Below are 21,741 nucleotides of genomic sequence, written 5' to 3' on the forward strand. Positions count from 1 at the left end.
TCGGCCACTGAGGCCCGCACCGTGACGCGGCCGGTCGTCCTCTCTCCGGACAACCGGCCGCGTCGGCCATCTACCCCGAGCGAGTGGTGAGCTGGATGAGCATCGACCTCAAGACCTGGAAGGCGTTCGCGGCGGCCCACGCCCCCGACTTCACCCGCACCGTCTACCTGCCCGGACTGGTCACCGACCCCGAGCACCTGCGCCGGCTGATCGACGAAGGCCTGCGGACGGCGACCCGCAAGGCGCCCGGAGACCTGCGCCTGCGCGCCTTCCGACCCGGTGCGTTCGACTACCGGCTCACCCAGAGGTTCGTGAACACACCGCTCGACGACGGCGAGAGCGCCACCGACTGGCTGGCCCGCACCGCCGACAGCGACGAATCCTGCCTGGCCGTCAACGACATCGCCGCCTTCAGCCTCCCCCTCGGCACCGAGGCGGCCCGGATCGTGGCGGAGCTCGTCGCCGACGAGCGGCACGAACTGCCCTCCGGCACCGACGTGTACACCTTCGTCGCCCACTCCGGATGGACACCGTTCGGCATCCACAAGGACGGCGAACCCTCGCTCATCTTCCACCTCGGACCCTCCCCCAAAGAGGTGTGGGTCTGGCACGACCACCCCTTCGACGCCTCCGGCATCACCCCCAGCCCGTCCTTCGGCCGCATCACCTTCGACATCGAGGAGCACCTGGGCTCCGCCGAGCGTCACCTCCTGCGGCCCGGCGACTTCCTGCTGATCCCCCAGGACACGTACCACGTCTTCCGCAACCTGGGGCCCTCCACGTTCCTCGGGCTCACCCTCTACCCGGTACGGACCCGCTCCCTGATCACCGAAGCCCTGTGGCGCACCGCCGAGCCGGCCGAAGCACTCGCCGCCTACCCGCCCGCCCGCCACGTCACCGACCGGGCCCGCACCCTGCTGCGCGACGACGGCACCCCGGGCACCGCCCTCGCCGACCGCGTCGCCCACCAACTGGCCCTCGCCCGGCTCCGCCTGCGCACCAACGGCTACCTGAGCCCGCCCCACCGCGCCGCCCTGCCCGCCACGCCACCCGCCCCCGGCACCCCGCTGCGCTGGGCCCGGCCCGGCGCCGTCGCCGCCGCCCCCCACCCCGACGGCACCGTCCTCGTCGCCCGCGGCCGCACCCTCACCATCCCCCACCGCGCCGACTTCACCGCCCTGGAGAACGCCACCGCCTCCACCGCCCCCTTCACCCTCGAAGAGCTGACCGCCGCCCTGCCCGACACCCTCCCGCCCGGCAGCCGCGCCGAACTCGCCCGCGCCCTGCACACCATGGGGGCGGTGACCGCCCCATGACCGCGTTCGACGCCTTCGCCCACGCCCAGTCGCTCCTCGAAGGCCTCGACAGTCTCGACGGCCTCGGCGACCGGCAGCCACCGGCCGGCAGAGTCCGCCTGTACGAACCCGGGAAGGCCGCGGACGCCGCCGCCCGCGACGCCCTCCTCGCCGGAGTCTGGTCCGCACTCGCCCGACCCGGCGCGCTCGCCACCAACTTCCGACTCGTCGAGTCCGGCCGGCAGATCGACCGCAGCCGCTGGCTGCGCTCCCGCGTCGGCGACGGCGAGGTCCTGCACACCGCCCTCGTCCCCGCCTACCTGCACAGCGCCGTCGAACGCGGCGCCACCCTCGTCGTCAGCCACCTCGAAGCCCTCGACGAACGCGTCATGCTGCTCTGCGAGGCCCTGGAGTACCTGCTGCACGCCCGCGCCTGGGTCAACTGCTACATCACCGCCGGCGACAACAGCGCCTTCGACGTGCACAGCGACGACCACGACGCGCTCATCCTGCAACTGCACGGACGCAAGCACTGGCAGGTGGACTCCCGCGTCGGCGCCCGCTCCCGCGACCTCGCCGACGACAGCCTCGACCGCGTCCTGACCCCCGGCATGTGCCTGTCCGTGCCGCGCGACACCGCCCACCGCGTCAGCGGAACCGGCGACCTCACCGTCCATCTCACCGTCGGATACGAGCCGTTCGCCGACGTACTGGAGGAGACGCGCGCCGCCCACGAACTCGCCGGCCGGCCCGCCCCCGACCCCGGCCGCGAGTGGCTGGCCGCCCGCCTGGCACAGCGCCCCGACCGCCGCGCCGGCGCCTCCCTGCCCAGCGCGCTGACCGGCGAGGTCCAGCCCACCACCCGCATCCGCTGGGCCAGCCGCTTCCCCCCGTACATCACCACCGACGAGGACCACCTGACCGTCACCACCATGGGCCGGCGCATCCGCCTGGACACCCGGCTCGGGCACACGGTCGGCCTGCTGGCCCGCGGAGGTGCCCTGACCTTCGGCGAACTGGCCGTCCGCAGCGACCTGCCCACCACCGACGTACGCGCCCTGGTCGCCTTCGGCGCCCGCAACGACTTCCTGATCTGCGAAGGATGAACCCGCCTGTGCTGACCGCCACGCTCAAGGACCAGGCCGCGATGCTCCGCGAGCGCCGCTTCGCCACGTTCTTCACGGGCCACGTCGTCTCCAAACTCGGCGACGCCCCCGTCCCGGTCGCGTTCGCCCTGGCCGCCTACCAGATCTCGCACTCGGCGGCCGCCCTCACCTGGGTCCTGCTGTCCCTGTGGGCGGCCCGCTTCCTCCTGGTCGCCACCGGCGGACGACTCGCCGACCGCCACAACCGGGTGAGCGTGATGATCGGCGCCGACGTACTGCGCCTGCTCGCCCAGGGCGCACTGGCCGTCGTCGCGATCAGCCCGCTGCCCCTGCACAGCTGGCACCTGTGCCTGTCGGCAGCCCTCTACGGCGCGGGAACCGCCCTCTACAACCCTGCGCAGATCGGGCTGACCCCCGAACTCGTCCCCAGGGAACAGCTCCAGCGGGCGAACGGCCTGCTCTCCCTCGTGGCCGACGTGAGCTTCCTGCTGGGCCCGATCCTCGCCGGGGTCCTCATGACCACGGCCGGCTTCTCCTGGATCCTCTGGCTCGACGTGGCGTCCTTCGCCGTCAACCTCGCCTGCCTGGCCCGCCTCACCCGCCTGTACACCCCCCTGCGCGACCGGACGACCCCGACCGCACAGCCCACCGCCACCCCCGACGCGGAGCCGGACACCCGGTTCCGCGCCGGGTTCGCGGTCATGGCCCGCTACCCGTGGTTCTCCTTCGGCATGGCCCTGTGGTTCGTGGTCTCCCTCGGCATCGGCCTGACCGCCGTCGCAGGCCCCGTGCTGGCCGTACGATCCCTCGGCGGCACCGGCGCCTGGTCGCTGCTGGCCACCTGCCTCGCCGTCGGCTCGCTGCTGGGCTCACTGGCCGTCATGGCGACCCAGAAGCACCGCTGGAAGCCCGCGGCCGTCGTCGTCACCGTCGGCGTCGTACTCCAGTTCACCGCGCTCGCCCTGCGCGACCAGCTGCCCACCGCCGTCGTCGCGGCGGCGTTCGTCCTGTCCGCCCTGACCACCGCCGCCTGCGGAATCGTGTGGGACACCGCCTACCAGAGCGAGATCCCCGAGCGGTACCTCTCCCGCCTCGGCTCCGTGGACAACTTCGTCAACGCCGCGGGCGTCCCCCTCGGCATGCTCCTGGGCGGGCTGACCGCCGACCACTACGACACCGTCTTCACCGGCATCGCCGTCGTACTCGTCCTGCTCTGCATCCCCGCCGCATCCCTCGCCGGACACGGAAGGAAGGCAACCGCATGAACACCGCCACCCTGCTGGCCCCGCCCGCGACCGGCCCCGACGCCGGCGTCCACTCCCGCGGCGACCGCTTCGTCGTCATCGACGACCTGCTGCCCCAGGCCGACTTCGACGACACCGCCGCCGCCTTCGAACGCATCCGCCTCAAGCCCGTCCTCAGCACCATCGACCCGGTCTACGACGGCTTCGCCTACCGCGGCGGCGAGGAGAAACAGCGCCTGGCCGACAGCCCCGACGACACGCCCCGCTGGCAGCGCGCCGTCAAGGAACAGATCACCGCACACCTGGACCTCCTCGGCCTCCTCGGCGCCCCCGACCGCGCCGAACGGCTCTCCCTCACCCTCAGCGCCTGGGGCTACCCCGCCGGCTCCCGCCTCAGCTGGCACAACGACGCCGGCGCCGGACGCGTCGGCGCCTACGTCTACTTCACCCACCGCGCCTGGGACACGGACTGGGGCGGCGGCCTGACCATGATCGACGAGCCCTCCCGCGCCGACGCCGCGGACGGCGCGGCGCTGCTCCACACCACCACGCACCCGACGCTCATCCTGCCCCGCCCCAACCGCCTGGTCGTCTTCCGCGCCCACACCATGCACGCCGTCCAGCGCGTCGACGCCACCGCCGGCGACCGGCTGCGCCGCACCCACACCGGCTTCATCACCGAGGACACCCCATGACCGGCACCGCCACGACCACCGCCGCGACCACCGCCGCGACCACCTCGGCGACCGCCTCCGCGACCATCGAGACCCGTCTCGGCCACATGCCCGCCGGCACCGGCTGGGCGCGTGTCGTCGTCCACCACGGCACCGTCTGCGACGTACTGCGGCCCGCCGACGATGGCACCCTCGCCGCGCACACCGCCGCCATCGCGCCCACCCTGCCGGTCACCCCGGTCGCCGGCGACTGGATCCGGCTCGGCGACGACGGCCGCGTCCACGCCGTGGCCCCCCGCCGCACCGTCCTCGGCCGGGCCGGGGCCGCCGGACACGGCCGCCAGGTCCTCGCCGCGAACATCGACACCGTCCTGGTGGTGGTCCCGCTGGCCAGCGGGCTGAACACCACCATGGTCGAACGCCTCAGCGTCATGGCCTGGGACAGCGGCGCCCGGCCCGTGCTCGTCCTGACCAAGAGCGACACCACCGACGACGCCGGCACCGAGGACGCCACCACCGCCGCGGCCCTCAGCCCCGGCGTCCCCGTGATACCGGTCAGCGTCCTGACCGGAGACGGCCTCGACGCCCTGCGCCGCCACCTGGGCCCGGGCACCACCGCGGTGCTGCTCGGGCCCTCCGGCGCGGGCAAGACCTCCCTGCTCAACGCCCTGGAAGGCACCGCCGAAGCCGTCGCCGCAACCGGCCGGGCGGGCGGCCGCCACACCACCACCACGCGCCGCCTGCACCTGCTCTCCAGCGGCGGAGTCCTCCTGGACATCCCCGGCATCCGCTCCCTGGAGGTAGCCGCAGGCCGGGAGGCCGTCGACGACGTCTTCACCGACCTCGCAGCCCTCGCCGCCCACTGCCGGTACGCCGACTGCGGCCACGACGGCGACAGCGGCTGCGCCGTCGAGGAAGCCGTCCGCACCGGCACCCTGCCCACCACCCGACTGGCCACCTGGCGCAAGCTCCAGGGCGAGATGGCCCACCGCCGCCGCCGGGAGAACCCCGCCGAGATGGCCGACATGCGCCGCCAGTGGAAGGCCGTCAGCAAACAGGCCCGCCGCAACGGACGACGCTGAACAACAAGCACGACGCCGGCTCCCCGCAGAGGGAGCCGGCGTCGTGGTGCCGCAGCGTTGCCCGGCGCTGACTCAGGGGCGGTTGGCCTTCCCCTCCAGCCACAGGGTGTCGGAGTCGTCGCGGTGCGTGCCGTCCGAACCGACGTGCTTCTCGGAGATCTTCGCGCCGTTCTTGAAGACGTGCACCAGAGCCATCCCATGCCCCCGGCCCAGCCCGTAGTCCTCCTTGAGCCACTCCAGGACCGGCCCCGCCTTCATGTCCGGCCCCTCGAACCCGCGCTCCTTCGCCAGCTCGATGAACTGACGAGGCGTCAGGCCCGTCTTGTCCTCAATGTTGTCCAGGTACGCCTGAAACGACATGTGCTCCTCGCTTTCCCAATCGTCCACGCCGACTACGGCCGACTACACCAGCCTGCACGCGAGCTGGGCCCCAACCCGCCTCCTGTCCGGTACTCGAAGCAACTTCGCCACGTCGTCACCGGGCCGCCGCACCGCCCTGCGGCAGATACCCGTTCGCCACCAGAGCGGCACCGATCTCGTCGTACGCCGCCGGATCCTGCGGAACGATCGCCGCGAGCCCGTCGACATACCGGTTGAACATGCAGAACGCGGCCGCGATCAGCACGGCGTCATGAATGGCCTCGTCATCCGCCCCCGCCGCCCGGGAGGCCGCCACGTCCTCCCCGGACACCGTCCGGGCATCGCCCCGCACCTTCCCCGCGAGGACCAGCAACGCCCGCAGCCGCTCACTCACCGGAGCCGTCGCCGGATCCCGCTGCACCGCCTCGACCAGCGCGTAGTCGCCGCCGAGCGCGTGCGCCGCCGCGGCCGTGTGCGAGCCCGTGCAGTAGCGGGTCCCGTTGCGGTACGACACATACGCGGCGATCAACTCCCGCTCGGCCACCGACAGCGGCGAGGCACCCCGCAGCAACTGCTCGGCCAGCTCGCTGAGCCGGCGGCCCGAGGACGGCTTGGCGGCCATCAGCCCGCGGATGCCCGGCACCGGCGCCGGGATCTCGATGTGCGGCATCGCGCTTCTCCCCGGCCGGCCGGCTACTTGTTGAACCACGGAGTGGAGGTCGGGTCGCTCGACAACTGCTTCAGAAGCATGTTGGCGACCTTCTGCTCGCCCATGGACGAGGGGTGGACACCGTCGGACTCCAGGTCCGAGCACTTCCACTCCAGACCGTCGCCGCGCCCGGGCGTGCCGCCTGCCACACGGTCCGAGCCCAGCCCGTCCGCCCACATGTACGGACCCCACGAGATCCACGGCGCGACACCGCCCGTCCCGTACGTCAGGTCGGAGGCGCCGTTGATCTGGTCCTGGATCAGCTTCTTGACGGCCCAGCCCTGCTGATACGCACCCGCGCTGCGGGCCGGATCGTAGGTGTAGATGCGGCTGGCGACATAGCCCAGCGCCAGGTTCGAGTACTTCGAGCGGGCGTTGCGCAGGATCGAGGCGAGCGAGTTGCGCAGGTTCTGCGCCCCGGCCGGGAAGGACCCGAGGCTGTCGCCCACGTACTGCTCCTTCAGCCACACCGCCTGCACCTGAGCCGCGGTCACACCGGCATTGGAAAGCCGGCTTGCCAGCACCGACCACGTCGCGTTCGCCGGATCCGCCCAGGCATTGGCGTCCTGGCCGCCCTGCGCGCCGTCGACGATCACGAGCTTGTCGTTCAGGCCGGAGTACGCCTTGGCCGTGGAGATGAACTTCTGGAACTCCTGCGTGGTGTTGGACATGCCGATCGAGGTCAGCACCACCTTGCCGTTGACCAGGTCGACCTGACCGGAGGCGTTGCGCGGCAGCACCTGGTTCTGCGCGATGCTCACCCCGGCGTCCGTGTGCGCGGCCGGCCGGACATTGCTGCCACCCGGGTACAGGCCGCCCGTCAGACCGTTGTACGTACCCGTGCCCAGGTCGTCCAGCGCCACCTGCCCGCTGTAGGTGTAAGTGCAGTCCGCCGCAGCCGATGCCGCCTGGGGGATCAGAGCGGCACCGAGAGCGGTCACCGCGACGGTCAGGTAGACGCCGAGACGTCCGGTCTTCATGACTCCTCCTCAAGGAGACGGCTGGCAAGGGCCAGTGGACCCGCGCCCGATGCTCGCCGCCCCCTCACCCACCCCGCACCTCCTGCCGTGCCCTCCCCAACCTCAGAACGACTGCGCCATGTCGGCTGCGGCACGCCGTGGACGTGGCGAAGTCGGCCCCGAGCGCCCGCAGGCTCTCCAGCTGAGCCGACGGGTGACCCATCGTGGTTCTGGCGAGGAGAACTGAAAGGCGGAGAGGGGAGCCAGGAAATGATGTCCAGGAGCCGGCCCGAGGAACCCGAGGAACCCAAGGAGACCAGGACGGGCGAAAAACCTGACCACCCCTTCGGCTTCTACTCCCGATCACTCAAGGACAGCGTGTGGGACACCCCCCTCGAACACTCCGGCCACATCGGAAAGCAACTCGCCGAGAAGTGGAGCACTCTGAGCCAGAACACCGAGACACCCCACACCGAGCACACAGAGCCGGACCAGAAGCCCGAGAAGTGAACCCGACCCAGCCGTGACACTGCCGGGACTACCTGAATCAACGATTCTTCGACGACTGGTGCAACGCGTTCGGCGACAATCTGGTTCAGCACACCTCCACGGAAGGGATCCGACGGGCTGAGTACCAGGCGAACCAGCAACGATTCCTCCGCTCGAAGTAACGTCAAGGTGCATGGTGTCTCTGTTCGCATTATTCGGCCCGCCCGCGATCACACTCCTCCTCTTTGCCGTTGGGGCGTTCCCGTACGCGTTGTGGGTGACCAGGAGGAAGCCCTCGCGGCCGGCCCGCTGGGCTGTGATCGGGATCGCCGCAGCAATCGCTGCCTACGGGGCCGCAACCGTCTACGGGCTCGCCTTCACGAACCCGCCTGACATATGCGGAGACCAAACCGGTGACGGCGTGTACATGGATGCCGGACGGGACTACAGCCTGACATCGGTGAGCGTGGACAGCTTTCCTCCGTCCATCACCTGCCATTGGGCCAGCGGCCACAGCACCGAAGAGGCTGGTTCTGGGCCCCGTTTCTGCTGTACGCAGGGCTGGCCTGCTCTGTCGTCTGCTCCGCCCTGCTTCTCATCAACCGCTACAGCGACAGAAAGGCTCTTCGCGACAACGAGCTGAAAGCGTAGACGGGCCCTCGGCCTCGGCACAGGAGCCGGGGCAGCAATCACCATGGCAACTGCCGAACCTGCGCAGGCCGCAGCGATCTGTACCACGCACTACCCGCTCGGCGCCGACGTCAAGAACACCGGCATGAGCGAGACCGAACGGATCGTCGTCGGGGACATCCTCGCCGACTGCGAGGGCGTCGTGGCGTGGGGAGGAGACCTGAAGCCGGTGAAACAGTCCCCTGTCACGCCCGGAGATCCCCGTTTGAAGCGTCGCGCCGCCCGCATACAAGGATGGAACGACACGCCTGGTGAGGGCGCCGGGCCGATCGACGCCTTCGCGCCTGCCAGGCGCCGTCTCGCCGCCAGCTTCCAGTATCCCGTTGTCGGCAGGTCCCGTCGAAGCTAAGTTGTTCTGGCTTCCGCGGGCCCTGCTGTGTGGATCTGAGCTGCGCTCATGGCGATGTGGGCTTGCGGGCGAGGATTTGGATCCCGGTTGACTCGTGACCGTTCATGGTGGGCACCGTGATGGTCCGGGTGTCGATGGTCTGGAACCCGGCGAGCAGGGTGGAGAACCACTCGCGGGGGTGGTGGCGGCAGACTGCACCGTCGCCGGTTTCGAACACGCCATAGCTGCCGTAGTGATCAGCATGGCGGCCGTAACGGTTGCGGTTGCGTTCGTCGTCTTGCAGCAGAAGATCGCTGATGTAGAGCATTCTGCCGGGCTTGAGGATGCGGTTCAGTTCGGTGATCAGCTGGTGCTGCGCTGCGTCGCCGGGGATGCAGGTCAGCACGGCGAAGAGCAGAACGGCGTCGAAGCCTGCGTTGGGACAGGGCGAGGCCGGTGGTGCGTCCAGGGCGGCGAAGCGCATGGTGGGGTGCAGGTGGCGTGCCCGACTGATCATTCCTGGTGAGGCGTCGACACCCGTGAGGTTGCCGAAGCCGCGCTGTTTGAGCTCCTTCATGATGCGGCCGTATCCGCATCCGTAGTCGAGGATCGCGGCGTGCCTGCTGATGCCGTCGAGCCAGGGCAGGTGGAGCGGGTGGGTGAACGTCTTCGTGGCCGCGGCGACATCCCAGTAGGGAACCTGGCTGTCGAGGTCGGACATGGCAGACTCCGGCGCGTACGAGGAGGGCGACGAGGTGGGGTGCGTTCACGGCCCGCCACCGCTGCTGGGCGGACTCGACGAGCTTGAAGACCATGGCCAGGGCGGCGGTGCGGGAGCCGGCCCCGCGGTGACCTTGGTCCGCAACCGGACGGTGGACAACGTCGACAAGTTCTACCAGACCTGGAAGCGCTGTTCCTAGCATCGGGCTTGCGGGCCGGCCGTCGCCGAGAGCCGCCGTGTGCTTTCGGCGACGGCCGCTGGCCCGCGGAGCCTGTGGTCCATGGCGTGGTCGTTCTCGCAGTGCTGCCAGTAGATGGCCTCGCTGCCCCAGTACGACAGGAGTAAGCGACTCCTGACGGGTGATGGGCCATGGCCGCGGTGGGCAAGACCAGGTGGACCTGGTCTTCCCGGCGACCCGCATTACTGATGGTGCCAAACCCGGACAACCTGGTAGGACGCTGGGGTCCTGACGATCGCTCTGATATGTGAGTGGTGTGTTCGGTAGGGTACGTATCAGGTAGGGAATTTTAGGTGAGGAAGGTGACCGCATTGAGCAGCGCAATTGAGGCATGGACCCGCATTTTCCGCTGGTTGACCGAAAACACCCCTGCTCACACCGACGCCCTGAACCCGCCCGCCTCCGAAGAGCAGATTGCGCAGGCCGAGTCGGAGATGGGGGTGAGTCTGCCTGCCGAGTTGCGGCAGATCCTGATGATGAACAACGGCAGCACGGCCAAGCATCGCTCCCTGACCGGAAACTCCTTCTACGACGCACGGGGCGGCGGCGATTATTCTCCGTTTCCTTCCGACTACGTATTTTGCGACGTGGAGCTCATTTGCTCCCTGTATGTAGGCAACCGAAAGGCGAGCATTGCCATGCAGGAGCCGGGTTCCCGCTACGAGTACTGGAAGGAGGGCTGGATTCCAGTCTTCCGGAAGAAGGAGGTGCACTGCGGACTGTTCCTTGACGTATCCGGCGGACAGGACCCTGCGCCGGTGTACGCGTACGAGGAGGAAAGCTTCCCGGAGTTGGCCTTCTCGTCTTTGGCTGACTACCTGAGCACGGTGGGAGATGCCCTGGAAGGGGTCCGCCCGTTCACGGTCATGGGCCGTCAGTCGCCGCACCTGCCTACGGTGCGCGAAGGCCTGATCTGCTGGTAGGTACACGCCCCCTGCACCAGGGCCAATGCGTTCTCGTTCGGTGAGATTGCGGCAGTAGGCAGCAGGTAACTGGCCGCTGAGAGGGCCAGTTTGACCGATGCGCCGGAAGTGATGACGCTGCTGGGCGTGCGATGATGATATCGCCAGCGACGGACGCCTCACAGCCAGATGTGTGGAGGCCGATCAATCAATAAGCAACCTCTTCGCCAACCGAACGGTGAACACCGAAATTTGTGACAGCCTCGGCCATTCCCCCTGTATAACGTTGTGGCCCGGAAGCGGGAGGCTTCCGGGCCACAGTGCTGTTCAGCGGTTCGCGGTTACGGAGCGAAACCGTCGAGGTCAAGCCAATATTCGTCCTTGTCCATCAGCTTGTTCCGGACGATGAACTGGCCGAAGGGCCGCATGGACTGGGTGTTCTGGTTGTTGGATATGGTGGCCCGTCCGCACTTCTCGTTCCATGTGGGGAGCGGGTAGCGGAGGTCGGGCAGGAGGTGCCAGACGCCGTCGCTGCCCTTTTGGGCGTAGGTTTGCAGGCAGTCGTCACCGGAGCTGACCGGGTTGTATCCGCCCGCAAGCTGGGACATTCCCGCGCTGTTATAGCTGGCGGCGAAGGCGAATTCGTCACAGGACTGTCTGTCGGGCTGGTTTCCTTCATCCAATTCCGGCGAGAGGGTGGCGTCCTGGTTGCGATTCCAGGAGCGGGGGCAGATAACATCGCGGTTTTCGGTGCTTTGTTTCTTGGTGGGGTCGCTCCGCGACATCACGTTGCTGCCAAGGTAGGTGAGCGGAGTACCGTTGGTCTTGCTGCCGTAGTGGCCCGGAAGCTTGTTCTGGATGAGCCAGGCGTGGGCGGCTGCGGCTGGAAACTTCTTCGAGTTCATGACGTAGGTCGGCTTGTATTGATCGAATACGCAGCCTGGATAGGAATTCGGGACTATGGAGTCGCAGCGGATCTGCGCCTTGGCGCCGTCGGTAGTGACGTCTGTGTTGTCGGCAGTCCAGATGCCGCCGAGCTCGCCCTTCATCGCCCATTTGGGGAAGAGTAGGTCGGAGGGGCGGGATTCACCCCAGTTCCATATCTGCGACATGGAGTACGTGTGCTTGTCGCCCAGACCGTACTCCCACCACAGGTTCCCCGCTTCGGAACGTGGGCCGTTCTTCTTGCAGTCCAGGGAGCAGGTGTCATCGACGGTGACGTAGAGGGGTTCGCTCATCGCTTCGCCGCTTGCGTCGACCAGCTTGAACTTGAATGCGGTGCTCCAGCTGACCTCGTCGGAGTGCAGCTTCATCTCGGCCTGGAAGTCGAAGGTGGCGGTGCCGGTGACTTCTCCGTTGACCGACTTGATGAATCCGAACTGGCCTTTGATGCAGGCTTCGGTGCGGTTGGTCCAGATTTTGCGGCTGGTGCCGAATCCGAAGGGCTTGGCTGCGCACCAGGGGACGTATGTGTTCTTGGGGTCGGAGAACTCCTGCTGGATGGATGGGATGGGCTCCTCCCCCTGGGCTATCCCGTCGGGGGTCATGTCCTGCGGAGCGGTGATGTCGCCGGGTTCGGGTGCGTTGACGCTAGGGTCGCCGAAGGCGATGCTCGGCATACCTGAGTAGTCGCCGGGCACGAACGCAACAGCGTCCCAGGCCACATCCTTGTCGGCTGCGCCGTCCGGTGTGGAGTTGGTCAACTGCACCTCTGGCGCCTGGTCCTTGAAGTTGTAGGCGCCGAGGGACACCCACTGGTTGGACTCGTGGGCGCCTTGGTCGATGGTCTTGGTCTCTGCGCCGAACGGTGTGATGATCTTGTAGGAGGCGTTGGGGATCTGCGCGCCGGTGTCAGGGATGTGCACGTAGACCTTAGCCTGGCTACCGGAGATGGCCGAGTTCAGCTTCCAGTCTCCGAGGATGGTCATGCGTCCCTCGTTGCCGCCGAGGTGGTCGGCGTCGCGTGCGTGCGTGTACCAGAAGTGTCCCTGGTAGCCGCCGCCGATCTGGTGCAGGTCGGCCTTCGCGTCGTATTGCCCCAGGCCTGGTCCGGTCGCGTTCGGGTCGGGGTAGAAGGTGAACTGGAACGAGCCGTCTGTTGTGGTGGTGCCGCAGTCGCTCCAGGTGTCGGTTCCTGCTGGCACGGATTCGACGACCTTTGCGCCCGAGGGCGCTCCGGAGCAGACGGGTGTGCCGTGCTGCAGACGGTAGCCGCGTCCGGGCTCGTTGATCAGGCTCTGGTACTTGATGTGCTCGAAGCCGCAGGTGGTGGCACAGTTGGACTTCCAGGTGACGTTGGGCGCGTTCCACCAGTACTTCGTGTAGCAGGCAGCGTTCGGGCAGTCGGGCGGGTTGGCCGTGTCGCAGTTGTTCTTGGTGTTGCAGAACGTGTCGAGCGGCGGCGTGGCGTGCGCCCGGTTGTATCGCGCGCTGCCCTCGATCGTGTAGGGCAGGTTCGTGCCGTTCCAGTAGGCGGGGTAGAAGCCGGCGGAGGAGAACCCGGACTCGCCGGGCCAGTCCTGGCGGCCGGAGGTGGCGTAGGAGTGGCCGGTGTCGATGGACCAGGAGGCCCAGCCCATCACCTTCTCCTCGTACGGCCAGTACTGCGGATGCGCGGCGTCCTTGTTGGCCAACGGGTCAATGTCGGTGTTCATGAACGCCTTGCGGGAGGCGGGATAGACGGGGTTGGCGGGGTTGTTGTACCAGCCAAGGCCCCAGTTGCCGTTGGTTCCCTCGTCCGCCTTCTTGTTGAAGCCGAGGTTGTAGTTCCACACGGCGGTGAACCAGTTCTCGGGTTTGGCCGGGTCGTCGTTGTTCACGGCGATCGTCTGGCCGGGCTTGTGGACCTCGTTCCACTTGTCGGCGAGGATGTACAGCGACGCGGCGATGTTGGTGGCGTAGTCGATGGCGATCGCGCGCTGTGTGCTGACCGGGAGGGAGGTTTCGCCCTCCTTCTCGTATCCGGCCTTGCGCATGCCGTCGGTGACCTGGCCGACGCCGTAGCCGCAGTCGGACTTGTCCCAGTGGATGGTCCAGAAGTCGGCGAGGGTTCCGCCGGACTTGTGTCCGTAGTAGCCGTCGACGGCCGCGAGAGGGCTGCCCATCTGGCCGGGGATGGAACCGGATTCGGCCTGCCACAGGTTGGATTCCTGGGCGAGGATGCCCAACTGGACCTGTGCGGGGATGCGTCCGCCGGTGGTCAGTTCCGGGCGGGGAAACATGCCCTGCGGGTCGATGGTGGAGAGCCCCGTCTGTGAGCGCCAGCCGCCCTGGGTGAGGTAGCCGGAGCGCAGGTTGCCGCGGACGGCCATGTCCACGGCCCATTCGACCTGGTTCGGGGTCGGCTGGAGGGCCTGGGTCTTGACATCGTTGCGGGGCACGGAGCACCAGCGGTCGGTGTCCACCGGGTCGTGTGCCCTGGGATCGTCGGTGGGCGCTGTCACCATGCTCATCGTTGACATCTGCGGCCTCGAGGAGCCGGTCAGGGCCGGCGATGGTGTGCCGCCTGCGGTGGCGCCGGGTTCGGCGGCCTTCTGCTTTGTGTGCTTGCCCGTGCTCGGAACCGTGCCGGTGATGGTTAGCGCGTGGCTGATGCGGCCCGGCGTTCTCTCGGCTGCGGGTTCCTTGGACGCGGTCTTGGTAAAGCCGCGCCCGGCGTTCGTGATGTGGTCAACGCCCGCCTGCACGGCCGGGGAGAGAACCGGGTCGGCGGCCAGACGTCCGCGGGTGGAGACCTCCGCGTCGGGTGAGACGTTCAGCGCTCTGATACCGCTGGCCGTAAAGCCCTTGCCGTGGCTGGCCTTTCCGGTGAGGTAGACGGTGCTGTCCGTGCCCTGGCGCAGGTTCATCGCGGTGAGTTTGCCGCTCGCGACGGTCGTCTTCATGCCGTGCGCGTAGGTCTGTACGTTGCCGTCGGTGTCGCCGGTCCGGTCGATGTAGCTGACCGTGCCGTCGCCGGTCACACGGATGCCGTACGGGGCGTGCGTCGTGGCGGCGAGCTTGGTTGTCCTGCCTCTGCGGTCGACGTGGACGAGCCGGTTTCCGGCGGCGCCGATCACACCGTCCTTGGTGGGAACGGCAGAGGTGATCTCGCCCTTCGCCGTGGTGTCCGCCACGGTGACGCCCTTGGCATTCACCGTGACCAGGCGCGTCTTGGTGTCGCGGAGCGCGGTGAAGACAGCGGTGTGCATGGCCGGATTGCATGTCGGGTCGAAGTAGGCCAGCGATGCCGTGAAGGGCAGCTTGGTGACGCTGCCGTCATCGAGGTTCACGATCGCTGTGAACGCGCCACCCATCATCAGGTCCGGCTTGTTGGTGAAGGTGCGGGGAGCGTAGGCGACGGCCGCGTGGTGATCGTCTATGACGCAGCTGTTGCCGATCCAGGTGTCGGCCGGAAGCTGAGGCTCACTCAGCACCGTGACGGTCTTCCAGGCGTAACCGGTTGTGCTGTCGGCGACCAGGAGATGGACTCCGTCGCTGTCGGCGGCGGATATCACGGCCCGGTCGGCAGAGGACTTCCAGCCCTTCCCAAGAACCGTGTCACGGTCCCTCAGCGGAACCGCCGACGACGATGCGGACTTCTCCTGTGGTGTGCTGGTCTGCTTCTGTACCGAGTCCTTGGGCGGTTTGGGTATCGGCGCCTGTGCGGCGCTGGCGGTGAAAGTGGAAGCGATCAACGCGGTTGCTGCGGTGATGACCACAGCGGATGACCGTCTCCTCCTTCTTCCCCGTGATAAAGAGCGCATGATGTGCCGATCTGTCCTAATCCTTGAGTAGTGGCTCCGGCTGGCCCTGGCAGGGGCCCGTCCGGACGGTCGATGAGGTGGGGTTCGTGGCGGCTCGTGGGCACCGGGCTGACTCCTGTTGGTTCCCGGTCCCGTGAGACCTTCTGAAAGAGCGGTGGTGCCCGGTGTCTTCGGGCCGCTGCGAAACTCACCGGCCTGTGCCGGGCGTTGCTCGTCGTGGTACGGGCCGTCGCACGGTGCCTTCCTTCCAACTCCACGAGGCGATCGAGCTCTGGTCGATACCGGAGCTCGCGCGGGTGCGCTGGTGCCGCGAACGGCTGGTGAGATGGCGGACCGTCGAGTCCCGGGATCAGGTTGCCGCGTGGCCCGCACAGGCCTGTCACCTGCACAGACGCATGATGAGAGGGAAAGGATTGACCGTGTTCTGCGGGATCGACTGGGCTGGGTCAGCGCCGGGCGGCTGAACCGGTTGGCCAGCCGCCCAACTGTCAGAGGGCGACTGGCCGAGCGGGTGGAGCAAGTCCGGACAACCTGCCACGTACAAGCGTCAGTTGAGGTCAGCCAGCGTCGCCGAACGGGTAGTCCCTGACCACCTTCAAGCTGATCTTCAAGGGGCTCGAACCCGCCGTTGAGCCGGACGCAGTGACGTCCGCCTCACTCGGCACCGTGGTGCCCGGCCAGACGTTGCCAGCCTTCACAGTCACCGAAAGCGGAGACTTGCCACCCACCACCGTGACGGTGACCGTGTAATCCACACGCTTGTCACTGGCGTTGTGAATGGTCAGCGGCACAACAACCCGTCCCGACTGCCTGCGTGGTGTGTAGGCAAGGACCTCGCCATGCGCTGCCGTGGCCGTGGCTTTCCCGAATCCGTAGCCTTCAGGGCTGGGTATGGCTGTGTTCGTCGGGTGGACGGGATCCCCACTGGGGGCGCCGGCTGCACGCTGAGCAGCCGCCTCTTGAGCTGCTTTGCTGAGGGCACCGTCCGTGCCGGACGGCTTGGGCGCCGCCGTGGCATGCGGCTTGGTCTGACGACTGACAGCGGCAGATGGCGGTGCGGAAGAGCTGCCGGTGTTTTGGCTTCCCTGGCTGCCACAGGCTGTCAACAGAAGGGAGCCTGCGGCCGTCGTCACTAACAGGAGGCGCGCGGATGCCCGGGCTGTGCCGGGCAGGTTCTTAGTCACAGGCGAACATGTACTCAGATTTGAAGTTGATGTACAAGTTGCTGGAGCTCTTGCCCATCTTCGCGGTTACGGGCGCACAAACACTCTTGGACACACGGACAGGGCCGGCGTAGCTGGTGAAGTTCCCGGAGTCCTTGTCGCAGTCTGTACCGTCCACCTTGCACACATTCAGGTACATGTACTGAGACACCCCGACATTGTTGTCGAGGATCGCGCAGCCCTTCCCGTTGTTCTCGTAGGAGAACAGCGTGGCCAGCCGCTGGTTGGGGTCCGTACCTTCCGGAAGCGGAACGGCTCGGAACAACTTGTATCCGGACCCGCACACAGTGGCCGCTGCCGCCGCAGCTCCAGGGTCGGTCTGGACTAAGGACCGCGTGGTGACATCGGCTCTCTTCGAGACCGAGACAGCAGGTCGGTCGGCGGCCGCCGCATGCGGCACAGCCACCGCCACAGTGGCCAGGACCGCAACAGCAGTGGCGGCACGCAGGCTTGCTCTGGGCGTCAACATGGACGTCAAAACTCCCCGTAATACGACACGTACGTCGAAGGTCGGTGGGGCGGTATCGAACCTGCGTTGGCCCCCCGTCCCACGCTGGCAGCGCGCTGCAAGCCGGATACGGACTGTCGAGACAGTCCGGGCCCTGCAAGGGCCGATCGATCACTTGGAGCGCACATGCCAACGTAGTTGCCACCCGCATCAACCGACACAAATTAATCCGGCAACGTGCAGACACTTGGCCAGAAGTCGTCAATGAAAGGAATCTTCAAGAGATCGTCAAGAAAAGGGTGAGACCTGGCCAGAACTATTCGGCAATCGACAAAGCGGAATGGAACGCACAGTGACCGTAAATGACGCAAACACAAGCCTCACTGGTATCCAGGAGCTGGGCCGTGAGCCTGGCCAGGGCGGCGATGACATCCCGCCTGATGCTGTAATCGTTCATTCACCCGTTGCGTTGGCGTAGCCGCACGTCGGCAGAGATGACGGCCATGCTGGCTTCGGAGAAGTAGCGACCGGGGGAAGGCTATCCATTCGGTCGTGCATCTCATGAGCACGACGGCGACTAGGTGTGCCGTTTGGACACGTTGGTGACGCGGCTGGCTGGGGTTTGGCCGCTGATTCCGGTGTGGGGTCGATGGTAGTTGTACCGGTCCAGCCAGTCAGGAGACGCTGCTTGGCGTTGGGTTTCTGAGGTGTAGGGCTGCTGGTAGGCCCACTCGTCGAGCAGGGTGCGGTGGAAGGGTTCGACTTTGCCGTTGGTCTGCGGCCGCCAGGGCCTGGTCCAGTGCGGGCTGATGCCCAGCTGGCGGCAGGTCTCACGCCAGGTGTTCTTGGTGTAGGCCCAGGCGTTGTCGGTCAGTACCCGCTCGATGGTGACGCCCCGGGCGGCGAACCACGCGGTGGCTCGAACCAGGAAGGCCGCGCAGGTCGGGGCCGTTCATCGGGCAGATGCTCGGTGTAGGCAAGGCGGGAGTGGTCGTCCAGAGCGGTGTGCAGGTACAGAAAACCGTGGCCGGCACGGGCCTGGTTGCTGCGGCCGGCGGCCCGGCCGAGTGCCTTGTGGCCGCCTCCGTCGGGGATCCGGCCGAGCTTTTTGACGTCGATGTGCATCAGCTCGCCCGGCTCGGCGCGTTCATAGCGGCGGACCGGTCGGCCGATGGCCCGGTCTTGTATGGCCAGAGGGGGGCAGGTGATGATCACGCAGGATGCGGGGGGCGGTGGAGGCGGCCACACCGGCGCGCACGGTCAGCCTGAGCGGTCCGATCCGGTGCTCTTGCCGCAGGCGCACCACCTGCTCTTCGACCTGAGCCGAGGTCTTACGGGGTGAGTGATGCGGGCGGCTGGAGCGGTCATACATGCCGGCCCATCCCAGCAGGCGGTAGCGGTTGGCCCGCCGTTTGGCGGTGGTGTGGCTGACCTGGAACCGCTCAGCCTAGCCGTAACGGCCAGCCGTCCTCGACCACACACCAGGCCAGACGCAGTCTGCCGGTCGGCGTCAGCGGGGGCATTACGGTGGCACATGAGGGCCTCCTGCAGATCGGCAGGCGATGTGGCAATACCCACCGAATCCAGAAGGCCCTCACCCATGCAAGACCACAGTGCCGTCACCAACGTGCCCGAACAGCACAACTTAGTGGGCGGCACTCGCGCGGTCGCTTACTCGACCGGGCGGAGCTGCACCTTGTCACCGTTGGCCGTGACCGCGTACCTGCCGGGCGTACCCTTTTCGGTGGCCGAGCAGTAGACGGCGACGGTGCCGCCGGGAACGTCGGGCAGAACGTTTTCGGGCTTGGCGTTCGTCGCAGCCAGGTGCTTCGCACGGACGTGCTCGACGGTGGTGAAGGTGCCGTCGGAGGTGGACGCGTGTCCGAGCGCCTTCTTGCACACGGCGGTCATGGAGGCACGCGAGCCGATCGTGGTGTCCTCGCGCCACAGGGCAACGACCCGTTTGTGGCTGTCCAGGAACCGCAGCGTTCGGGCGGCCGAGCCGTCGGGCTCGTCCACGGTGACGTAGGCGGTACGCGCGACCGCGTCCAGGAGATCGGGGGCCGGCGTGGTGAGCACGGGGCAGGACTGGAACTGTCGTGACGGCAATGTGGCAGTGAACGAGCCGTCCGTTCCCAGAGTGAAGCTGCCGCCGGCCTGCGGGCCGCAGGCACTGTTCACCTGCCAGCCGTTCGTTGCCCCGTCGGCGCCGATGATGAGGTTCGCCGGAATGCCGCTGACGTCGCGCCACGACGAAACGTCGCGACCGTCGATCCGGACGGCGATCCACCGCCCGCCCAGGCTTTCGGCGGTCAGGGATGAGGTGCCGAAGATGGGAGAGGCCATGGTGTTGCTCCTGCCGTGATCCGCCTGTGTTGCGACGGCCACCGATCCGGCGAGGGCCACGACACAGGCAAACGCGCCGGCGACGGCGAGCCGCCGACGCCGACGCAGCCTCGTCCCCGCGCGGACCGCTTCGTCGATGTCGATGTGGTCGGCGGGAGCGCTGATGCTGAGGGACGCAATGCGCGCGGCCAGTTCCTCCGGCGTCTGGTCGGGGTTCACGATGCTCCTTCGATCCTGGTCGGTCGCATGTTCTTGGTCGGGTGCGTTCGGAGCGCGGAGCGCAGGGCGTCCAGGCCGCGGCTCGTCTGGCTCTTGACGTTGCCCGGACTCGTCTTGAGCAGGGCGGCGGTCTGCTCGATGGACAGGTCCTCGAAGAAGCGCAGGACGAGCACGGTCCGCTGCCCGGAGGGGATCGTCAGCAGGGCGGCGATCAAATCGTCGTCGCGCTCCTCGATGCGGGTGTGCGGGTGTGCGTGCAGCGTGGCCACGTCCGCCTCGCTGATCTCACGTCGGGCCGGCCGACGCCGGTAGTCGGTGTGGAGATTGCACAGGATCCGACGGACGTACGCGCGCGGATCACCGGACGCCACCACCTTGCCCCACCTGGAGTAGAGCCGACCGAGCGCGTCCTGGACGAGGTCATCGGCGAGGTACCAGTCACCGCAGAGCAGAAATGCCGTCGTACGCAGGCGTGTCCGGTGCTCAAGTACCCAGGTACGGAAGTCGGTCTCGCGGGGATGATCGGTCACGCTCTTCCTCGTCTCACGTGTCCAGACGTCGCCTGCGTCGGATCCAGGTCGACCCAGATCCGCCTTTCCCTACGCCCTACACGGAACCCGGGCCGCCCGGGGTTGCAGCGGCCGCGAGCGAACGTGCGTTGCCCATGCGGGTTTCGTCAGTGGAGGTGTCCGGGCGGCCCGCACCACACGGTCTACGCCGTCAGGGCTTTTCCGCGACTGCGGGGGCAGACCAAACGTGATCACGTGGGGACGGCAAGGTCCGGCCGTGGTCCCTTCCGCTGGAGGACCGGGTACTGCTTCGTGCCGGCCTACTGGCGCACGCATTTGACGATGCACCAACTCGCGCCACTCTGCGGCATCTCGAAGTCCGCGGCCGAACAGCAGCTCGCCGCTGCGCGGGTGCCGGGCGGTGAGGTCCATCGCGGAGAACGCGCCTCGTACGCGGTACCGGGCACATCCTCGACGTGCTCGACGTCCTCCACGGCGACCAGGTGGCGCTGCGCATCCACGACGGCGACATGCGCAAGCCGTCCTACAAGCAGCCTGGGGAGATCGAGGATCGGGACGTTGCGGTGATGACCTACGAGCCCCCACTGACTGCAGAGCCGGGCCGATGAGTGGCCGCCACTGTGGAGCCCGGGTCCTCGCCGATCGGTCCCGGGTTTGCGCCTGCCGGAGACGTTGCCGTTTCACTACTCGGTGATACCGTATAGCAGTACTCGGTACCACGTAGTACTGACCAGGGCTGAGGAGCACCCGCGATGGACGACCTGACGGAGATGCTGAAGGGGACGCTCGAAGGGTGCGTGCTCGAAATCATCGGCAGCGAGGAAACCTACGGGTACGCCATCACCCGCCAGCTGAACGAGCTCGGCTTCGCCGACGTCATCGAGGGGACGGTGTACACCATCTTGCTGCGGTTGGAGAGGAACGGGCTCGTCCAGGTGACGAAACGACCATCCGGGGTCGGTCCGCCGCGCAAGTTCTACGCGCTCAACGACGCCGGACGCGAGGAACTCGCGAAGTTCTGGGCGAAATGGCAGTACCTCTCATCACGCATCGACAGGCTCAAGGAGGGCGGGAGATGAACTTCTGGGAGAAGGTCACAGGCAGCGATCTCACCAGGGAATGGAAGGCGTTCGAAGCCCGGGCCGAGACCCTGCCGGACGACTACCGGGCGGCGTGGGGACAGATCATCACCTACCTCTTCCCCTACGGGGACTTCACCGGCCGCAACCTGATGCCGATCCTCGACGCCGCCCTGGGGTTGCTCGAAGTAGCAGCGGCGGACGGGCAGAGCATCCACGAGGTGCTCGGCGAGGACATCCGAGGCTTCTGCACCGCGCTTGCCGGTGGAGAAGGGGCTCGAACCTATCGCGACCGGTGGCGCGAGCAGTTGAACAGGAACGTCGCAAGGAAATTGAGCCGACTGGGAGGCTGAC

The 21,741-nt window shown here is 67.5% G+C and carries 20 protein-coding genes and 3 pseudogenes; 12 read left to right on the plus strand and 11 right to left on the minus strand.

The features are described from left to right. The first annotated feature begins 95 nt into the window (after positions 1 to 95). From AB0I54_RS36190 to rsgA, 5 genes are read left to right on the plus strand one after another with little or no spacing between them, the layout of a single operon-like run. On the plus strand, positions 96 to 1,316 hold the full coding sequence (locus AB0I54_RS36190; RefSeq protein ID WP_363300507.1) for a hypothetical protein: 1,221 nt from the start codon (positions 96 to 98) through the stop codon (positions 1,314 to 1,316). Next, positions 1,313 to 2,401, plus strand: coding sequence for a cupin domain-containing protein (locus AB0I54_RS36195; protein WP_363300508.1), 1,089 nt, complete (start codon positions 1,313 to 1,315; stop codon positions 2,399 to 2,401). Before AB0I54_RS36190 ends, AB0I54_RS36195 begins: the two co-directional genes overlap by 4 nt. After that, positions 2,398 to 3,666: an MFS transporter gene (locus AB0I54_RS36200; RefSeq protein ID WP_363300509.1), complete on the plus strand. Its 1,269-nt coding sequence runs from the start codon at positions 2,398 to 2,400 to the stop codon at positions 3,664 to 3,666. Before AB0I54_RS36195 ends, AB0I54_RS36200 begins: the two co-directional genes overlap by 4 nt. After that, on the plus strand, positions 3,663 to 4,340 hold the full coding sequence (locus AB0I54_RS36205) for a 2OG-Fe(II) oxygenase (RefSeq protein WP_363300510.1): 678 nt from the start codon (positions 3,663 to 3,665) through the stop codon (positions 4,338 to 4,340). The genes AB0I54_RS36200 and AB0I54_RS36205 overlap by 4 nt, the downstream gene beginning before the upstream one ends. After that, the gene (gene rsgA, locus AB0I54_RS36210; RefSeq protein ID WP_363300511.1) at positions 4,337 to 5,401 is read left to right on the plus strand and encodes a ribosome small subunit-dependent GTPase A; all 1,065 of its coding nucleotides are present in this window, start codon (positions 4,337 to 4,339) and stop codon (positions 5,399 to 5,401) included. Before AB0I54_RS36205 ends, rsgA begins: the two co-directional genes overlap by 4 nt. A 72-nt stretch (positions 5,402 to 5,473) precedes the next feature. Here the strand turns inward: rsgA and AB0I54_RS36215 are convergent, their stop codons facing one another. From AB0I54_RS36215 to AB0I54_RS36225, 3 genes are all read right to left on the minus strand, one after another. Next, positions 5,474 to 5,761: a DUF4287 domain-containing protein gene (locus tag AB0I54_RS36215; protein ID WP_363300512.1), complete on the minus strand. Its 288-nt coding sequence runs from the start codon at positions 5,759 to 5,761 to the stop codon at positions 5,474 to 5,476. A gap of 115 nt (positions 5,762 to 5,876) precedes the next feature. Continuing rightward, positions 5,877 to 6,431 carry a peroxidase-related enzyme gene (locus AB0I54_RS36220; protein ID WP_363300513.1) on the minus strand — a complete coding sequence of 185 codons (555 nt, stop codon included), beginning with the start codon at positions 6,429 to 6,431 and terminating at the stop codon, positions 5,877 to 5,879. A 23-nt stretch (positions 6,432 to 6,454) separates the two neighbouring features. Beyond that, positions 6,455 to 7,450: a hypothetical protein gene (locus AB0I54_RS36225; protein WP_363300514.1), complete on the minus strand. Its 996-nt coding sequence runs from the start codon at positions 7,448 to 7,450 to the stop codon at positions 6,455 to 6,457. 249 nt (positions 7,451 to 7,699) lie between these two features. Between AB0I54_RS36225 and AB0I54_RS36230 the strand changes: the two genes are divergently transcribed. Both AB0I54_RS36230 and AB0I54_RS36235 read left to right on the plus strand, forming a co-directional pair. Continuing rightward, positions 7,700 to 7,939 (plus strand): hypothetical protein, encoded by a 240-nt coding sequence (locus AB0I54_RS36230; RefSeq protein ID WP_363300515.1) that lies wholly within the window; start codon positions 7,700 to 7,702, stop codon positions 7,937 to 7,939. A gap of 673 nt (positions 7,940 to 8,612) precedes the next feature. Next, complete coding sequence (locus tag AB0I54_RS36235; protein ID WP_363300516.1) at positions 8,613 to 8,957, plus strand: hypothetical protein; 345 nt, start codon at positions 8,613 to 8,615, stop codon at positions 8,955 to 8,957. Between the two features lie 46 nt (positions 8,958 to 9,003). Here the strand turns inward: AB0I54_RS36235 and AB0I54_RS36240 are convergent, their stop codons facing one another. Both AB0I54_RS36240 and AB0I54_RS36245 read right to left on the minus strand, forming a co-directional pair. Next, positions 9,004 to 9,657 carry a class I SAM-dependent methyltransferase gene (locus AB0I54_RS36240; RefSeq protein ID WP_363300517.1) on the minus strand — a complete coding sequence of 218 codons (654 nt, stop codon included), beginning with the start codon at positions 9,655 to 9,657 and terminating at the stop codon, positions 9,004 to 9,006. A 7-nt stretch (positions 9,658 to 9,664) separates the two neighbouring features. After that, positions 9,665 to 9,822: pseudogene (locus AB0I54_RS36245) on the minus strand (IS256 family transposase); the annotation flags it as partial. Positions 9,823 to 10,197: 375 nt separating this feature from the next. On the opposite strand from AB0I54_RS36245, the gene AB0I54_RS36250 reads away from it, so the two are divergent. Then, a complete protein-coding gene (locus AB0I54_RS36250) occupies positions 10,198 to 10,818 on the plus strand; it encodes an SMI1/KNR4 family protein (protein WP_363300518.1) in 621 nt (206 codons plus the stop codon). Positions 10,819 to 11,138: 320 nt separating this feature from the next. Here the strand turns inward: AB0I54_RS36250 and AB0I54_RS36255 are convergent, their stop codons facing one another. From AB0I54_RS36255 to AB0I54_RS36280, 6 genes and pseudogenes are all read right to left on the minus strand, one after another. Then, positions 11,139 to 15,497, minus strand: a complete 4,359-nt coding sequence (locus tag AB0I54_RS36255) for a Tat pathway signal protein (RefSeq protein ID WP_363300519.1) — start codon at positions 15,495 to 15,497, stop codon at positions 11,139 to 11,141. 602 nt (positions 15,498 to 16,099) lie between these two features. Beyond that, complete coding sequence (locus tag AB0I54_RS36260) at positions 16,100 to 16,726, minus strand: hypothetical protein (protein ID WP_363300520.1); 627 nt, start codon at positions 16,724 to 16,726, stop codon at positions 16,100 to 16,102. Beyond that, a complete protein-coding gene (locus tag AB0I54_RS36265; protein WP_363300521.1) occupies positions 16,719 to 17,234 on the minus strand; it encodes a hypothetical protein in 516 nt (171 codons plus the stop codon). The genes AB0I54_RS36260 and AB0I54_RS36265 overlap by 8 nt, the downstream gene beginning before the upstream one ends. A gap of 556 nt (positions 17,235 to 17,790) precedes the next feature. Then, positions 17,791 to 18,749: pseudogene (locus AB0I54_RS36270) on the minus strand (IS481 family transposase). Positions 18,750 to 18,884: 135 nt separating this feature from the next. Next, positions 18,885 to 19,778, minus strand: a complete 894-nt coding sequence (locus AB0I54_RS36275; RefSeq protein ID WP_363300522.1) for a hypothetical protein — start codon at positions 19,776 to 19,778, stop codon at positions 18,885 to 18,887. Then, positions 19,775 to 20,308 carry a SigE family RNA polymerase sigma factor gene (locus AB0I54_RS36280; protein WP_363300523.1) on the minus strand — a complete coding sequence of 178 codons (534 nt, stop codon included), beginning with the start codon at positions 20,306 to 20,308 and terminating at the stop codon, positions 19,775 to 19,777. Before AB0I54_RS36280 ends, AB0I54_RS36275 begins: the two co-directional genes overlap by 4 nt. 245 nt (positions 20,309 to 20,553) lie before the next feature. On the opposite strand from AB0I54_RS36280, the pseudogene AB0I54_RS36285 reads away from it, so the two are divergent. The 4 genes and pseudogenes from AB0I54_RS36285 to AB0I54_RS36300 all read left to right on the plus strand — a co-directional run. Further along, positions 20,554 to 20,680, plus strand: a pseudogene (locus AB0I54_RS36285) (transposase family protein); the annotation flags it as partial. 83 nt (positions 20,681 to 20,763) lie between these two features. Then, entirely contained in the window at positions 20,764 to 20,916 is a 153-nt protein-coding gene (locus AB0I54_RS36290; RefSeq protein ID WP_363300524.1) for a hypothetical protein, read from the plus strand. Between the two features lie 144 nt (positions 20,917 to 21,060). Further along, positions 21,061 to 21,387, plus strand: a complete 327-nt coding sequence (locus AB0I54_RS36295) for a PadR family transcriptional regulator (protein WP_171164436.1) — start codon at positions 21,061 to 21,063, stop codon at positions 21,385 to 21,387. Then, positions 21,384 to 21,740: a DUF1048 domain-containing protein gene (locus AB0I54_RS36300; protein ID WP_363300525.1), complete on the plus strand. Its 357-nt coding sequence runs from the start codon at positions 21,384 to 21,386 to the stop codon at positions 21,738 to 21,740. The genes AB0I54_RS36295 and AB0I54_RS36300 overlap by 4 nt, the downstream gene beginning before the upstream one ends. Position 21,741: the final 1 nt, after the last annotated feature.

Source organism: Streptomyces sp. NPDC050625 (assembly GCF_040654755.1).
Taxonomy (GTDB): domain Bacteria; phylum Actinomycetota; class Actinomycetes; order Streptomycetales; family Streptomycetaceae; genus Streptomyces.

What these genes read in the sequence shown, in the direction of transcription:
- AB0I54_RS36190 (WP_363300507.1), top strand. Translation starts at nt 96, where the DNA reads ATGAGCATCGACCTCAAGACCTGGAAGGCGTTCGCGGCGGCCCACGCC.
- AB0I54_RS36195 (WP_363300508.1), top strand. Translation starts at nt 1,313, where the DNA reads ATGACCGCGTTCGACGCCTTCGCCCACGCCCAGTCGCTCCTCGAAGGC.
- AB0I54_RS36200 (WP_363300509.1), top strand. Translation starts at nt 2,398, where the DNA reads ATGAACCCGCCTGTGCTGACCGCCACGCTCAAGGACCAGGCCGCGATG.
- AB0I54_RS36205 (WP_363300510.1), top strand. Translation starts at nt 3,663, where the DNA reads ATGAACACCGCCACCCTGCTGGCCCCGCCCGCGACCGGCCCCGACGCC.
- rsgA (WP_363300511.1), top strand. Translation starts at nt 4,337, where the DNA reads ATGACCGGCACCGCCACGACCACCGCCGCGACCACCGCCGCGACCACC.
- AB0I54_RS36215 (WP_363300512.1), bottom strand. Translation starts at nt 5,761, where the DNA reads ATGTCGTTTCAGGCGTACCTGGACAACATTGAGGACAAGACGGGCCTG.
- AB0I54_RS36220 (WP_363300513.1), bottom strand. Translation starts at nt 6,431, where the DNA reads ATGCCGCACATCGAGATCCCGGCGCCGGTGCCGGGCATCCGCGGGCTG.
- AB0I54_RS36225 (WP_363300514.1), bottom strand. Translation starts at nt 7,450, where the DNA reads ATGAAGACCGGACGTCTCGGCGTCTACCTGACCGTCGCGGTGACCGCT.
- AB0I54_RS36230 (WP_363300515.1), top strand. Translation starts at nt 7,700, where the DNA reads ATGATGTCCAGGAGCCGGCCCGAGGAACCCGAGGAACCCAAGGAGACC.
- AB0I54_RS36235 (WP_363300516.1), top strand. Translation starts at nt 8,613, where the DNA reads ATGGCAACTGCCGAACCTGCGCAGGCCGCAGCGATCTGTACCACGCAC.
- AB0I54_RS36240 (WP_363300517.1), bottom strand. Translation starts at nt 9,657, where the DNA reads ATGTCCGACCTCGACAGCCAGGTTCCCTACTGGGATGTCGCCGCGGCC.
- AB0I54_RS36265 (WP_363300521.1), bottom strand. Translation starts at nt 17,234, where the DNA reads ATGTTGACGCCCAGAGCAAGCCTGCGTGCCGCCACTGCTGTTGCGGTC.
- AB0I54_RS36295 (WP_171164436.1), top strand. Translation starts at nt 21,061, where the DNA reads ATGGACGACCTGACGGAGATGCTGAAGGGGACGCTCGAAGGGTGCGTG.
- AB0I54_RS36300 (WP_363300525.1), top strand. Translation starts at nt 21,384, where the DNA reads ATGAACTTCTGGGAGAAGGTCACAGGCAGCGATCTCACCAGGGAATGG.